Genomic DNA, 13302 nt, shown 5'->3' on the forward strand with positions numbered 1-13302 from the left:
CTACATATTCCTCCGATACTCCCCACCCACGTCGTACAACGCGTGACTGATCTGCCCCAGCGAGTTGTACTTCACCGCCTCGACCAACTGCTCGAACACATTCCGCCGCTCCCGAGCCGTCTGCTGCAACCGCTTCAAGCTCTCCGGCGCCAACCCATTCCGCGCCTCTCCGAACGCCCGCACGTTGGCAATCTGCTGCCCCTTCTCCTCCTCCGTGGAGCGAATGAGCTCGATCTCGGTGGCCACTTCTCCACCATGCTCCTTCGGCAGGAAGGTGTTCACGCCAATCAACGGCAGCGACCCATCGTGCTTCTTGTGCTCGTAGTACAGCGACTCTTCCTGGATCTTGCCGCGCTGGTACATGGTGTCCATCGCCCCAAGCACGCCACCACGCTCGCTGATCGCCTCGAACTCCTTGTACACCGCCTCTTCCACCAGGTCGGTCAGCTCCTCGACCACGTAGCTGCCCTGCCAGGGGTTCTCGTTGAAGTTGAGGCCCAGTTCCTTGTTGATGATCATCTGGATCGCCACGGCGCGGCGCACGCTTTCTTCGGTCGGCGTGGTGATGGCCTCGTCGTAGGCGTTGGTGTGCAGGCTGTTGCAGTTGTCGAACAGCGCGTAGAGCGCCTGCAGCGTGGTGCGGATGTCGTTGAACTGGATCTCCTGCGCGTGCAGTGAGCGGCCGGACGTCTGGATGTGGTACTTCATCATCTGGGAGCGGGGGCTGGCGCCGTAGCGCTCACGCATGGCGCGGGCCCAGATGCGGCGGGCGACGCGGCCGATGACGGTGTACTCCGGGTCCATGCCGTTGCTGAAGAAGAAGCTCAGGTTCGGCGCGAAGTCGTCGATGTGCATGCCCCGGGCGAGGTAGTACTCGACGATGGTGAAGCCGTTGGACAGGGTGAAGGCGAGCTGGCTGATCGGGTTCGCGCCGGCCTCGGCGATGTGGTAGCCGGAGATGGACACCGAGTAGAAGTTGCGGACCTTGTGCTCGACGAAGTACTGCTGGATGTCGCCCATCATGCGCAGGGCGAATTCGGTGGAAAAGATGCAGGTGTTCTGCGCCTGGTCTTCCTTGAGGATGTCGGCCTGCACGGTGCCGCGCACGGCCTGCAGGGTCTCCTGCTTGATGCGGGCGTAGGTCTCGGCGTCGACGAGCTGGTCGCCGGTGACGCCCAGCAGGCCTAGCCCTAAGCCATCATTGCCCTTGGGCAGCTCGCCGGAGTAGCGCGGGCGCTCGCGGCCTTCGTAGAGCTTGGCGATGGTCTTCTCGGCCTCGGCCCAGCGGGCGGCATCGGCCTTGAGATACTTCTCCACGTTCTGGTCGATCGCGGTGTTCATGAACATTGCGAGGATCATCGGCGCCGGGCCGTTGATGGTCATGGAGACCGAGGTGCTCGGCGCGGACAGGTCGAAGCCGGAGTAGAGCTTCTTCATGTCGTCCAGGGTGGCGATGTTGACGCCGGAGTTGCCGATCTTGCCGTAGATGTCCGGGCGCGGGGCCGGGTCTTCGCCGTACAGGGTGACTGAGTCGAACGCGGTGGACAGGCGCGTGGCGGCGCCGCCCTGGCTCAGGTAGTGGAAGCGGCGGTTGGTGCGCTCCGGGGTGCCCTCGCCGGCGAACATGCGGGTGGGGTCCTCGCCGGTGCGGCGGTACGGGTAGACGCCGCCGGTGTAGGGGTAGTGACCGGGGAGGTTTTCCTTGCCGAGGAAGAGGAGTTGGTCGCCCCAGTTGGTGGTTTTGGGTGGGGCGACTTTGGGGATCTTCTGGTGGCTGAGGGATTCGCGGTAGTTGTCGACGCGGATGGTCTTGCCGCGGACTTGGTATTCGTTGACGTCGGTGGTGACGGATTCGCGGAGCTTCGGCCAGTCGCGCAGGAGATGGGTCGACTCGGCGGAGAGTTCCTTGACGGCTTCGTTGTAGCGCTGGCGTAAGAGCAGCAGTGTGCGGTCTACGGCAGGCGCTTCGACTTCGCCCTGCGGGCTACGCTCAGCGCGAACGGTTCCATTGGAGGTTTGCGCAAGACCCGTACCCTCACCCTCGGTCCCTCTCCCGGAGGGAGAGGGATGCACAGCCTCGGCCTTGGAGGTTGAGGGAGGCAGAGCCTCGGCCTTGGGGGTTGAGGGGTGCAGGGCGTCGCGGGGGTAGAGGTCGAGCGGGCGCGGGAGCGCCTGGTCGCCCAGTTCCTTGAGCGATTCGTAGTAGTGCTGGGCTTTGCTGGCGGCTTCGGCCTGGCGGGCGATGGAGCTGTTGATGCCCCGGCCCTGCTCGGCGATTTCGGCGAGGTAGCGCACGCGGCTGCCGGGGATGAGGACGGTGGCGCGCGGTTCCTTGAGGCTGGTGTCGAGGTCGGGCTGGAAATTGCAGTTCGGGCTGCCGATGGCGTGGGGGGAAGAAATGGGGTCAGAGTCATTTTTCGACCCACGCCCCTCGCCTGTGCCACCGCCTTCGTTCGAAAAATGACTCTGACCCCATTTCTTCTCTCGCAGCAGGCGGCAGAGGTTCACGAACATCCAGGTCACGCCCGGGTCGTTGAACTGGCTGGCGATGGTCGGGTAGACCGGCACGTCCTCGTCCTTCAGGGCGAAGGCGGTGCGGTTGCGCTTCCACTGCTTGCGCACGTCGCGCAGGGCGTCTTCGGCGCCGCGCTTGTCGAACTTGTTGAGCACGATCAACTCGGCGAAGTCGATCATGTCGATCTTCTCGAGCTGGCTGGCCGCGCCGTAGTCGCTGGTCATCACGTAGAGCGGGAAGTCGACCAGGTCGACGATCTCCGAGTCGCTCTGGCCGATGCCGGCGGTTTCCACGATGACCAGGTCGTAGGGCTGGCTCTTCAGGAACGCGATGCAGTCCTTGAGCACCTCGTTGGTGGCCATGTGCTGGCGACGGGTGGCCATGGAGCGCATGTACACGCGGTGGGAGCGCAACGAGTTCATGCGGATGCGGTCGCCCAGCAGCGCGCCGCCGGAGCGGCGGCGGGTCGGGTCGACGGCGAGCACGGCGATGCGCATCTCGGGGAAGGCGTGCAGGAAGCGCAGCAGCAGTTCGTCCACCACGGACGACTTGCCGGCGCCGCCGGTGCCGGTGAGGCCCAGCACCGGGGTCTTGCGGCCGGCCAGGTCCCATTCCTTGCGCAGGTGGGCCAGGTCGGTCTCGCCGAGACGGGTTTCCTCGATGTCGGTGAGCATGTGGCCGACGGAGATTTCGTCGTCGATGTCGACGGTCGGCACGCCGGCGGGCTCGGCCTTCAGGCGCGCGGCCTGGGCGGCGCGGGTGCGGGTGATGACGTCCTCGATCATCTCGGTCAGGCCCATCTTCATCCCGTCGTTGGGGTGATAGATGCGCTCGACGCCGTAGGCCTGCAGTTCCTTGATTTCTTCCGGGGTGATGGTGCCGCCGCCACCGCCGAACACGCGGATGTGGCCGGCGCCGCGCTCGCGCAGCATGTCGACCATGTACTTGAAGTACTCGACGTGGCCACCCTGGTAGGAGGACAGCGCGATGGCGTCGGCGTCTTCCTGCAGCGCGGCGCGCACGACGTCTTCCACGGAGCGGTTGTGACCCAGGTGGACCACCTCGGCGCCCTGGCTCTGGATGATGCGGCGCATGATGTTGATCGCCGCGTCGTGGCCATCGAAGAGGCTGGCGGCAGTGACGAAACGCAGCGGGGCGGTTTCGGCCTGCGCGGCGGTGGCGGGGACGTGGCTGGCGGGGGAACTCATGGCGACTCCGACATCTCTTTGCTCTGAACCCTTCGATTCTAGTGGGTTCAGGGTTAAGCGTGCGGAGCGCGGGTGGCGGGGGTTCGACGGCAGTGCGTACCTACAGGGAGCCTCGAAAGTTTCCTGGAGACGCCGCATCACCCGACAGGCCACTGTGCGGAGAACCTGTAGGAGCCCAGTTGTGGGCGATCGGACGACCCAGAGCATCGCCCACAAGTGGGCTCCTACAAGGGTGCGGCGGGTCGGGTTGGTGACTACGAATCCTCGTCGTCACCGCCTGTACGGTCACTGCCGTGCAGGGAGGCCTGGGCCGCGGCGTACTCGCGCGAATCGAGCGTGCCGTCGTGGTTGGTGTCGTAGGTGGCCAGGCGGGTGCGCAGCAGCGACATGTCCGACGGGATCTCCGAACGTGTGAGGCGGCCGTCCTGGTTGGTGTCCAGGCTTTCGAACGAAGCGCCGGCATTGCCCTCGGTCTTGTCCTGCTGCGCGGTTGCCACGCCGGCGAGGCCGAACAGGGCAAACGCGAGTGCGAAGCCCTGGGATGTCGAGAGTCGGGTCTGCATGAGTGGTCTCCTTGCGCGAATGACGGAGTGGCGCGCCCGCGAACGCGCGCCGATCGACTCTGCACCGGACCGGGTGAAGCTCGACTAAAAAACCTCGGGAGGGTTCAGCAACCAGGCGGGTCAGGCCACGCCGAAGGGCAGGTTGGCCGATGCGACCACGCGCTCGCCAACGGTTTCGTCGCGGGCGAAGGCGAGCACGGCCTCGATGACGTGCGGCGCATCGAGCACGCGGTGGTGCCCGAGCCCCTGGGTGGTGAGCAGTCGCGCGCTGGGCCAGTGGCGGGCGTAGCGTTCGCCCTCCTCCCACGGCACGTCGGCGTCGTCCAGGTCGTGCACGATCAGGCCGGGCTGGCCCAGCGCGGGTACGTGGCGGTGCATCTGCAGGTCGTCGACGTTGAGGCCGGTGCGTTTGACCAGCCAGCCGTAGAACGGACGGCGCAGGTGTTCGCCCAGGCGCACGAAGCGGAAATAGCGGGTGGTGGCGGCGTCCATGTCGGCGGCCGGTGCGACCAGCACCAGTTTGCGGGCACGCCAGGCTTCGCCTTGGGCCAGAACGAGCGCGGCGCCGCCGAGCGAGTGGGCGATCGCCAGTTCGGCTTCACCGTAATGCCGCCCCACGGCGCGGACTGTGTCGGCGAACTCCGGCAGCGTGCAGTAATGGCCGCTGCTGAAACCATGGCCGGGCTGGTCGAAAGCCACTACCGCATAACCCAGCGCGCGCAGCCGCTCGATCCATGGCAAAAAGCGCAGGCCGAAGCTGGACCAGCCGTGCACCAGCAGCACGTAGGGTTGCGTGGCCGGATTGCCCCAGACGTAGGTGGCGATGAATTCACCGTTGAGGGCCAGCGTTTCCCGGCGCATCGACGGGTCGGGCGGGACGGCGCGCGCACGGGCACGGCTGCTGGCAAACGGCGTGGCGAACAGGCGCGCCGCGCGATCGGCGGTGCGCCGGGGCGCCAGCCGCCCGCCGAGGGCAAAGCTGGTGCGTACGGTGGCGAGCTTGAAGCGGGCGGCCAGCCCGGGGCGGCGCATCACGGTGGACATGGGCGGTTCCTCTACGATTGCCAGCTTCGCCACAGGCGCTCGAAGGCGGCCTGCGTGCGTTGGTGGGCCTGCTCGAAACCGAACAGGCCGGCGTCGTGGTGCAGGCCGAGCATCAGTGCGTAGATCTCGAACGCGAGCTGGCCGGCGTCCGCGCTCGCATTCAGGTGGCCTTCGGCGGCGGCCTGGGCGATCGCCTTTTCCAGCTCGTCGCGCCAGCCGCCCTGCTGCGCCACCACGGCGTCGTGCAGGGCGCCGTCGCGGCCGTCGTATTCGCCCGCGGCGGTCAGCAGAACGCAGCCGCTCTGGTGCTTGCGGCCCCATTCGCTCCACTGCGCGACGATCGCGCGCAAGCGCGGCAGCCCGCGCGGCACGGACAGCGCCGGCAGCAGCACGTTGGCCATGAAGCGGCGGCCGGCCGTCTCCAGCACGGCCAGTTGCAGGTCTTCGCGCGAGCCGAAGTGCGCGAACAGGCCGCTCTTGGACATGCCGACGTCGGCGGCGAGCGAGCCGATCGACAGGCTCTCCAGGCCGCCTACGCGGGCGCGTTCGTAGGCGTGGTCGAGGATGAGTTCGCGGGTGGCTTGGCCCTTGGCGGGTGCGGTGGCGGCGGTCATGAGCGGATAATAGCACGACCGTTCGTTCTTTTTGACAATCGTGGTGTGCCGTTGCCGGGCACGTTGTAGGAGCCCGCTTGCGGGCGATGCTCTTGTCGCGACGTGTGGAAAGAGCATCGCCCGCAAGCGGGCCCCTACAGGGGCGGTCGCGGGGCCGAGCGTGTTGTCGGGCCTACGAGTTTCTGCGGGACGTCGGGTGCGACACCGCTGGCGACTTCATCCGTCATAGCCGGGCGCTGCGGCTATGCTTGGCCGCTGCCCATTGCAAAGGAGATGTTCATGAAGTCCCGCATGCTGATCGCCGCAGCCCTTGTGTCGCTGCTCGCCGGGTGCACGACCTCGCCGACCGGCCGGTCGCAGTTGATGATGGTGTCCGATTCGCAGATGAGCGAGATGGGCCTGGCCTCGTTCAACCAGATGCGCCAGCAGGGCAAGTTCGCCAACGCGCCGAAGCAGCGCGCGTACGCCACCTGCGTATCCCATGCCCTGGTCTCGGTGCTGCCGCCGCCGTGGAACACGCAGCAATGGGAAGTGCAGATCATCGAGGACGACACGGCCAACGCCTTCGCCCTGCCCGGCGGGCGGATCGGCGTGAACCAGGGCATGTTCAAGGTGGCCAGCAACCAGGACCAGCTGGCCGTGGTGCTGGGCCATGAGCTGGCGCACGTAGTGGCACGCCATGGCGCCGAGCGCGTTTCGGACAACCTGGCCACGCAGGCGGCAGTGGCCGCCGGCACCATCTACGCCGGCACGCGCGGCGGCGACGCGGGTCAGGTTGCGGCGCTGCTGGGTGCGGGCGCGGAAGTGGGCATCCTGCTGCCGTTCTCGCGCACGCAGGAATCGGAAGCCGACACCCTGGGCCAGCGTTACATGGCCAAGGCGGGCTTCGATCCGCGCGCGGCGGTGACGCTGTGGGACAAGATGGAGAAGCAGGGCAGCGGCAGTACGCCGGCGTTCCTGTCCACCCATCCGGCGCCGGACAAGCGCTCGCAGGTGCTTGGCGGGCAGGCGAAGGAGTTGATGCCGACGTACCAGCAGGCACGGGCTGGCGGACAAACGCCGAACTGCAAACTCTGAGGCGCGCGCCCCGACAGGCAACCTGCTCGCTCCCCTGCTTGCAGGGGAGGGCCGGGGAGGGGCGCTTTTTCGCTCCGGACGAACAACCCCTCCCAACCTCCCCCTGCAAGCAGGGGGAGGAGCCAATCCGCGCGCCGTGGCGTGAGACAAGGCGGCTACTGGGCTAGCGTCATACGCCCCGTCCGCTGGCTGAACGCGCGTGAGCGGCCTGTCAACATACGGCCGCCCGCGCCGTTTTCCGGATGGCACGCCGCCGCTGCGGCGCTACCGGAGAAGCCGATGACCGCCATCACCCGTCCCCTTGCCCTGCTCGCCGGCCTTGGCCTGGCCGTGGGCGCCCTTGCCTATGCACCCCCCACGCAGGCCCGCACCCACGTGTCGCTGGGCGTGGTGGTCGGCGTGCCGCCTCCGCCGGTGCGCGTGGTCCACGTGCGGCCGCGACACGGCCATGTGTGGGCGCCGGGTTACTGGCGCTGGAGCCCGCGCGCCCATCGTCATGTATGGGTGGACGGCCACTGGATGCGCGCGCGCCGCGGCCACCACTACCGTCCGGCACGCTGGGTGCACGAGGGGCGGCATTGGCGTTTGCATCGCGGCCATTGGGACCGCTGAGCACGCCGGCCGGGCGCCGCGCGCGCCCGGCTTGCTGCGGCGCAGAAGCAGCCTGCCCCCCGAAGTACTAAACTAGCGGACTGAATCGACCGCCCCGGCCCTTGCCGGGGCTTTGACTTTCAAGCGTTTTCTGCCGCTTCCGGCGGTCCGCACTGGATCGGCCCGCCACACTTTCTGCGGGATGCCCCTCCCCCGGGCATCCGCCAAACTCGTGGAGTCATCGTTCCAATGATCTTTGAAACCATCGCCAAGACGGGTCACGAAGAAGTCGTCTTCTGCCACAACCAGGAAGCCGGCCTGAAGGCCATCATCGCGATCCACAACACGGTGCTGGGCCCTGCGCTCGGCGGCCTGCGCATGTGGCCGTACAAGACCGAGCAGGACGCGGTCAACGACGTGCTGCGCCTGTCGCGCGGCATGACCTACAAGAACGCCGTGGCCGGCCTGAACCTGGGCGGCGGCAAGGCGGTGATCATCGGTGACCCGTCGAAGGACAAGTCCGAGGCGCTGTTCCGTGCGTTCGGCCGCTTCGTCAATTCGCTCGGTGGGCGCTACATCACCGCCGAGGACGTCGGCATCGACGTCAACGACATGGAATACGTGTTCCGCGAGACCGAGTACGTGACCGGCGTGCACCAGGTGCACGGCGGTTCGGGCGATCCCTCGCCGTTCACTGCCTACGGCACGCTGCAGGGCCTGATGGCCGCGCTGAACTTCAAGCACGGCAACGAGGACGTGGGCAAGTACAGCTACGCCGTGCAGGGCGCCGGCCACGTGGGCTCGGAGTTCATCAAGCTGCTGCGCGAGCAGGGCGCCAAGGTGTTCGTCACCGACATCAACAAGGATGCGGTGCAGCGCTGCGTGGACGAGCTGGGTTGCGAGGCGGTGGGGCTGGACGAGATCTACGACGTCGACGCCGACGTGTACTCGCCGTGCGCGCTGGGCGGCACGGTCAACGAGCAGACCATCGACCGCATCAAGGCCAAGATCATCTGCGGCGCGGCCAACAACCAGCTGGCCACCGACGCGATCGGCGACGAGCTGAACAAGCGCGGCGTGCTGTACGCGCCGGACTACGCGGTCAACGCCGGCGGCGTGATGAACGTGTCGCTGGAGATCGACGGTTACAACCGTGAGCGCGCGATGCGCATGATGCGCACGATCTACTACAACCTGGGCCGGATCTTCGAGATCTCCAAGACGCAGAGCGTGCCGACCTACCGGGCGGCCGATCGCCTGGCCGAGGAGCGCATCGAGTCCATCGGCAAGATCAAGCTGCCGCACATGGGCAATGGCGGTACGCGCTTCCAGGGGCGCATGCGCGGGCAGTAAGCCTCCCGTTGCAGAACTGGAAAAAGCCGCCCTTGGGCGGCTTTTTCTTTGCTTTAGCCCCTCTCCCTCCGGGAGAGTGTTCGTTATCGCCGGAACATCCCGCTACGCCCGAACCCTCACCCGCCCTGCGGGCACCCTCTCCCGGAGGGAGAGGGATTCGGCGAGCTTGAGGCCTCATCGGCCGCCTCACATCTGTGCGCTAAAATCGAAATCCACACCCAAGGAGTCCCACGGATGCGCCCGTTCCCGCTCGGAGAAGACATCGACCTGCTGCGCGAAAGCGTTCACGCCTTCGCGGAGAAGGAGATCGCCCCGCGCGCCGACCGCATCGACCGCGAGAACGCCTTTCCGGAGGACCTCTGGCTGAAGTTCGGCGAGATGGGCCTGCTCGGCATGACCATCCCGACCGAGTACGGCGGCACCGGCATGGGCTTCCTGGCGCACATGGTGGCGATGGAGGAAATCTCCCGCGCCTCCGGTTCGGTCGGCCTCTCCTACGGCGCGCACTCCAACCTGTGCGTGCAGAACATCTTCCACAACGGCAACGAGGAGCAGCGCCGCAAGTACATCCCCAAGCTGTGCTCGGGCGAGTACGTGGGCGCGCTGGCGATGAGCGAGCCGGGCGCCGGCTCGGACGTGGTCGGCTCGATGAGCTGCAAGGCCGAGCTCAAGGGCGATGTGTGGGTGGCCAACGGCTCGAAGATGTGGATCACCAACGGCCCCGACGCCGACGTGCTGCTGGTCTACATGCGCACCGCGCCGCGCCCGGCCGGCAGCCGCTGCATGACCGCCTTCATCGTCGAGAAGGGCATGAAGGGTTTCTCCACGGCGCAGAAGCTGGACAAGCTCGGCATGCGTGGATCCAACACCTGCGAGCTGGTGTTCGACAACTGCGAGATCCCGGCCGAAAACATCGTCGGCGAGGTCAACGAAGGCGTGCGCGTGCTGATGAGCGGCCTGGACACCGAGCGCCTGGTGCTTTCCGGCGGCCCGCTGGGCCTGATGCAGGCGGCGCTGGATCTCACACTGCCCTACGTGCGCGAGCGCAAGCAGTTCAACGCGCCGATCGGCACCTTCGAGATCATGCAGGCCAAAGTCGCCGACATGTACACCGCGCTGCAGAGCTCGCGCGGCTTTGCCTACATGGTGGCGCAGCAGTTCGACAACGGGGTCAAGTCGCGCATCGATCCAGCCGCGTGCCTGCTCAATGCCTCGGTCAACGCGGTGCAGGTGGCGCTGGAGGCGATCCAGTCGCTCGGCGGCAACGGCTACATCAACGAGTTCCCGGCCGGCCGGTTGCTGCGCGACGCCAAGCTGTACGAGATCGGCGCCGGTACCAACGAGATCCGGCGCATGCTGATCGGGCGCGAGTTGTTCCACGGCAAGGCGTAAATGCCTTCGTAGGGTGGGCTTCAGCCCACCGCCACGCACCCGTAGGGTGGGCTGAAGCCCACCCTACGGTTCGCTAGAAGGACAAGCGGTACGCGAGCGTCGCCATGCTGCCTTGCTCGCGCTGGGCGAAGCGGTGGTCGACGCCGAACGACAAGCCCGCCCGCGGTGTCATCGCCCAGTCCAGCGTCATGCCGGCCACGCCGCCGTAGCGCGACAGGCCGATGCCGCCCAGCGGTGCCCACTGGTCGATGCCGGTGAAGCTCGCTTCGAACACCTCGCCGCGCACCGCAAACGCATGCTGCCAGGCCAGGTGGCCCTGCAGATCCAGGCTGCCGCCGCCGGCGAGGTTCCAGTGCCGTGCCGCGCGCAGGCCCAGCCCGGCTTGCCAGCGTTCGATCGTGCGCGCGTCGGTTTTCAGGCCGAAGCCCCAGGCGCCGGCCTCGTCGAACCCGCTGTTGCCGATGCGCGCGTATTGCAGGTTGGCGTAGGGCGTCAGCGTCAACCGCCCGAGCGTGGCGTGGTAGCCGCTCTCGCCGTAGGCGACCTCGTAGCGGCCGCGGCTGTCGCTGGCTACACCGGCGAACGCAGGGCCGAGTTGCAGATGACGGCGCATGGTTTCGCGGTAGTTGCCCATGCCCACGCGACCCATCAGGTAGCTGTTGCCGCGCACCAGGCCGCCGTAGAGCATGCCCTCGACCGCGTGGCTGCGACCCTGGTCGGCGCTTTCAGCCAGGCGGCCCAGGCCGCGCGACTGCGCCAGCGCGAAGCCGGCCACGCCGTTGCTGCCGATCCGCATGTCCTGCCCGACCAGCGTGCCGCTGAGATCCACGCCGACATCGGCGTAACCGTTGCGCACCATGCCGCCGTGGTAGCCCAGGTTCTGCGCCCAGCCGCCGGTCGCGTTGCTGTCGAGCAGGAGGTCGAAGCGGTCGGACAACGCGCGCGTGCCCGCGTCGATCGCCTCGAAGGTCATCGCCGCGCTGGCCGCGTGCAACTGGCCGGACAGGCTTTCCAGCGAACGCTCGGCGGCGGTCAGGGTCGGCGTGCGCTGCAGGCTGGCCGCGCCGGTCACGAAGCCGCTGGCCACCGCGGCGCTGCCGGCCGTCGCGCCGGTGCCGAGCCGCACGTTGAGCTGGTCGAACGCGCCCTGCACCCGCTCGGCCGCGCCGGATGAGGCGGCCGTGTAGCTCATGCCCGTCACCGCGGTGACGTTCACCTGCTGCACGTTCAACCAGGCGTTGTTGGCGTCGTACTCGAGCGTGGCGTCGAGAAATACATTGGCCGCCGTGTCCAGGCTGGCAAAGGTGCCGGTAAGGCCGCCGCCGGCGGTCAGCACGTCGGTGTGCGCGCTGATCACGTAGCCGTCCGTGACCCCGTTGACGTAGAGGCTGCCGCCGTTGAGCGTGGCGTGCCCGGTCACACCCAGGTGGGTGCCCAGTTCCACGCTGAGCCGGCCGGTGGCGCCTTGTACGTAGTCCCCCTGGATCAGGGTCATCTTCTTCTGGATGACCACGGTCCCGTTGTTTTCCAGGTAGCTGGGGCCAAAAACAAACGGAACGAGCGTGGCGCCAGCCGCGACCACCGCCGGCCCATCGATGCCATTGTCCGTTTTGAGCGTGCCTTCGGCGACGGTCGTCAGGCCGGTGTAGCGGGCGTGCCCGTGCAACACCAGCGTGCCGGTACCGGTCTTGGTAAGCCCGCCCGCGCCGCTGATCTCGTTGCCCCAGGTCGAGGTGATGTCGTCGAAATCGACCGTCACGTCGCCCCAGTCGAATTTCGCCGGGCCATTGACCGCCTTGCCGACGTTGAGCATGCCGTAGCCGAACACGCTATCGGGACCCGGCGTGCCCAGGTCGTCGGCAGTGCCCAGCAGCGTCTGGCGTACCAGGTCGTTGTTGAAATAGGGGTAGGCCTGCCACACCAGCGCCGCGGCGCCGGACACCTGCGGCGCGGCGAAGGAGGTGCCGCCGACGATCCAGTAGTCCTCTTTGGGGTTGCCGGTCGGGTAGTCCTTGTCCGTCACGATGACGTCGCCGGGCGCGGTCAGGCAATAGTCCTTCGCCTTGCCGCAAGCGTTGGAATAATCCGCCAGTTTGGTCTCGCCCGCATCGGCGCTGATGCTGTCGGCCGCCACCGCCACCAGCCAGCCGCGCTCCAGCTGCGGCGCCAGGTTGGGCAGTGCGGCGATGTCGCTGGGGTCGGCGGCCGCCTCGTTGCCGGCGGCGAAGACGACCAGCCCGTCGTGGTTGATCACGAAGTCGTCGTAGGCCTGGGCGAAGGCCTGGTTGATGCTGTCGTCGTCGGTATCCCAGTAGATGCCGCCCCAGGAATTGTTCTGGATGCGCACGCCGGCGGCGATCAGGTCCGGGTTGAGGTACTGGCCGAAGAAATCCGCGTCCGAAGCGCCCACTTCGTTGCCCTGGCCAGTGCCGTCGTCATCGGGTTCCTCGTCGGCGATGATCCGCGCGGAGACCAGCGTGGCGCCCGGCGCGATGCCGCCGGGGAAGTCCCCGACGGGCTCGCCCGCGGCGATCTGCGAGACCCAGGTGCCATGGCCGACCACGTCGTCGACGGCGGTGTCGTTCGCCTCGGGATCGAGGTAGATCAGTTCCTGGCTGACCCGGCCGGTGAGGCTGGGATGGTTGCGCATCACGCCGCTGTCGACGATGCCGATGGTGACGCCAGCGCCGGTGTAGCCCTGGTGGTGCGCCGCATAGGTGTGGGTCAGCGCCAGCTGCGAATCCAGCGGCGGTTGCGGGGTTGGCGCCGGCGGTGCCGTGGGCGTGCTCGGCGGCGGGCTGGGCCGCACGTTGCCGCCACCACCACCACCGCCACCGCAGGCGCTCAGGCCCAGCGCAACAAGAATCCCGAACGCCACGTCCCGACGGCGCAATACCTGCGTATGCATGCTCCTGCTCTCCCCACGCTGCCCCCGCGAGCCCCCC

9 protein-coding genes are annotated in these 13302 nt (G+C 67.6%); 4 read left to right on the forward strand and 5 right to left on the reverse strand.

What is annotated here, in order from left to right; translation table 11 throughout:
- The 4 genes from OSC30_RS06695 to OSC30_RS06710 all read right to left on the reverse strand — a co-directional run bounded on the left by OSC30_RS06695 (position 1) and on the right by OSC30_RS06710 (position 5944).
- Entirely contained in the window at positions 1-3723 is a 3723-nt protein-coding gene (locus OSC30_RS06695; RefSeq protein WP_267171077.1) for a methylmalonyl-CoA mutase family protein, read from the reverse strand.
- 254 nt (positions 3724-3977) lie between these two features.
- Entirely contained in the window at positions 3978-4286 is a 309-nt protein-coding gene (locus tag OSC30_RS06700; protein ID WP_267171078.1) for an EF-hand domain-containing protein, read from the reverse strand.
- 120 nt (positions 4287-4406) lie between these two features.
- Positions 4407-5330 (reverse strand): alpha/beta hydrolase, encoded by a 924-nt coding sequence (locus tag OSC30_RS06705; protein WP_267171079.1) that lies wholly within the window; start codon positions 5328-5330, stop codon positions 4407-4409.
- An 11-nt stretch (positions 5331-5341) separates the two neighbouring features.
- Positions 5342-5944, reverse strand: coding sequence for a TetR/AcrR family transcriptional regulator (locus OSC30_RS06710; RefSeq protein ID WP_267171080.1), 603 nt, complete (start codon positions 5942-5944; stop codon positions 5342-5344).
- Positions 5945-6223: 279 nt separating this feature from the next.
- On the opposite strand from OSC30_RS06710, the gene OSC30_RS06715 reads away from it, so the two are divergent.
- The 4 genes from OSC30_RS06715 to OSC30_RS06730 all read left to right on the forward strand — a co-directional run bounded on the left by OSC30_RS06715 (position 6224) and on the right by OSC30_RS06730 (position 10357).
- Positions 6224-7021 carry a M48 family metallopeptidase gene (locus OSC30_RS06715; protein WP_267171081.1) on the forward strand — a complete coding sequence of 266 codons (798 nt, stop codon included), beginning with the start codon at positions 6224-6226 and terminating at the stop codon, positions 7019-7021.
- A 279-nt stretch (positions 7022-7300) separates the two neighbouring features.
- Positions 7301-7633 (forward strand): hypothetical protein, encoded by a 333-nt coding sequence (locus OSC30_RS06720; protein ID WP_267171082.1) that lies wholly within the window; start codon positions 7301-7303, stop codon positions 7631-7633.
- A 228-nt stretch (positions 7634-7861) separates the two neighbouring features.
- Positions 7862-8965 (forward strand): Glu/Leu/Phe/Val dehydrogenase dimerization domain-containing protein, encoded by a 1104-nt coding sequence (locus OSC30_RS06725; RefSeq protein ID WP_267171083.1) that lies wholly within the window; start codon positions 7862-7864, stop codon positions 8963-8965.
- 234 nt (positions 8966-9199) lie between these two features.
- On the forward strand, positions 9200-10357 hold the full coding sequence (locus OSC30_RS06730; protein WP_267171084.1) for an isovaleryl-CoA dehydrogenase: 1158 nt from the start codon (positions 9200-9202) through the stop codon (positions 10355-10357).
- Positions 10358-10430: 73 nt separating this feature from the next.
- On the opposite strand, the gene OSC30_RS06735 is transcribed toward OSC30_RS06730, so the two are convergent.
- On the reverse strand, positions 10431-13265 hold the full coding sequence (locus OSC30_RS06735) for a S8 family serine peptidase (RefSeq protein ID WP_267171085.1): 2835 nt from the start codon (positions 13263-13265) through the stop codon (positions 10431-10433).
- Positions 13266-13302 lie beyond the last annotated feature (37 nt).

The sequence above is a fragment of the Frateuria hangzhouensis genome, assembly GCF_026410505.1.
GTDB lineage: Bacteria > Pseudomonadota > Gammaproteobacteria > Xanthomonadales > Rhodanobacteraceae > Frateuria_A > Frateuria_A hangzhouensis.

Coding starts and splice junctions, on each gene's coding strand:
- OSC30_RS06695 (WP_267171077.1), bottom strand. CDS start 3,723: ATGAGTTCCCCCGCCAGCCACGTCCCCGCCACCGCCGCGCAGGCCGAA.
- OSC30_RS06700 (WP_267171078.1), bottom strand. CDS start 4,286: ATGCAGACCCGACTCTCGACATCCCAGGGCTTCGCACTCGCGTTTGCC.
- OSC30_RS06705 (WP_267171079.1), bottom strand. CDS start 5,330: ATGTCCACCGTGATGCGCCGCCCCGGGCTGGCCGCCCGCTTCAAGCTC.
- OSC30_RS06710 (WP_267171080.1), bottom strand. CDS start 5,944: ATGACCGCCGCCACCGCACCCGCCAAGGGCCAAGCCACCCGCGAACTC.
- OSC30_RS06715 (WP_267171081.1), top strand. CDS start 6,224: ATGAAGTCCCGCATGCTGATCGCCGCAGCCCTTGTGTCGCTGCTCGCC.
- OSC30_RS06720 (WP_267171082.1), top strand. CDS start 7,301: ATGACCGCCATCACCCGTCCCCTTGCCCTGCTCGCCGGCCTTGGCCTG.
- OSC30_RS06725 (WP_267171083.1), top strand. CDS start 7,862: ATGATCTTTGAAACCATCGCCAAGACGGGTCACGAAGAAGTCGTCTTC.
- OSC30_RS06730 (WP_267171084.1), top strand. CDS start 9,200: ATGCGCCCGTTCCCGCTCGGAGAAGACATCGACCTGCTGCGCGAAAGC.
- OSC30_RS06735 (WP_267171085.1), bottom strand. CDS start 13,265: ATGCATACGCAGGTATTGCGCCGTCGGGACGTGGCGTTCGGGATTCTT.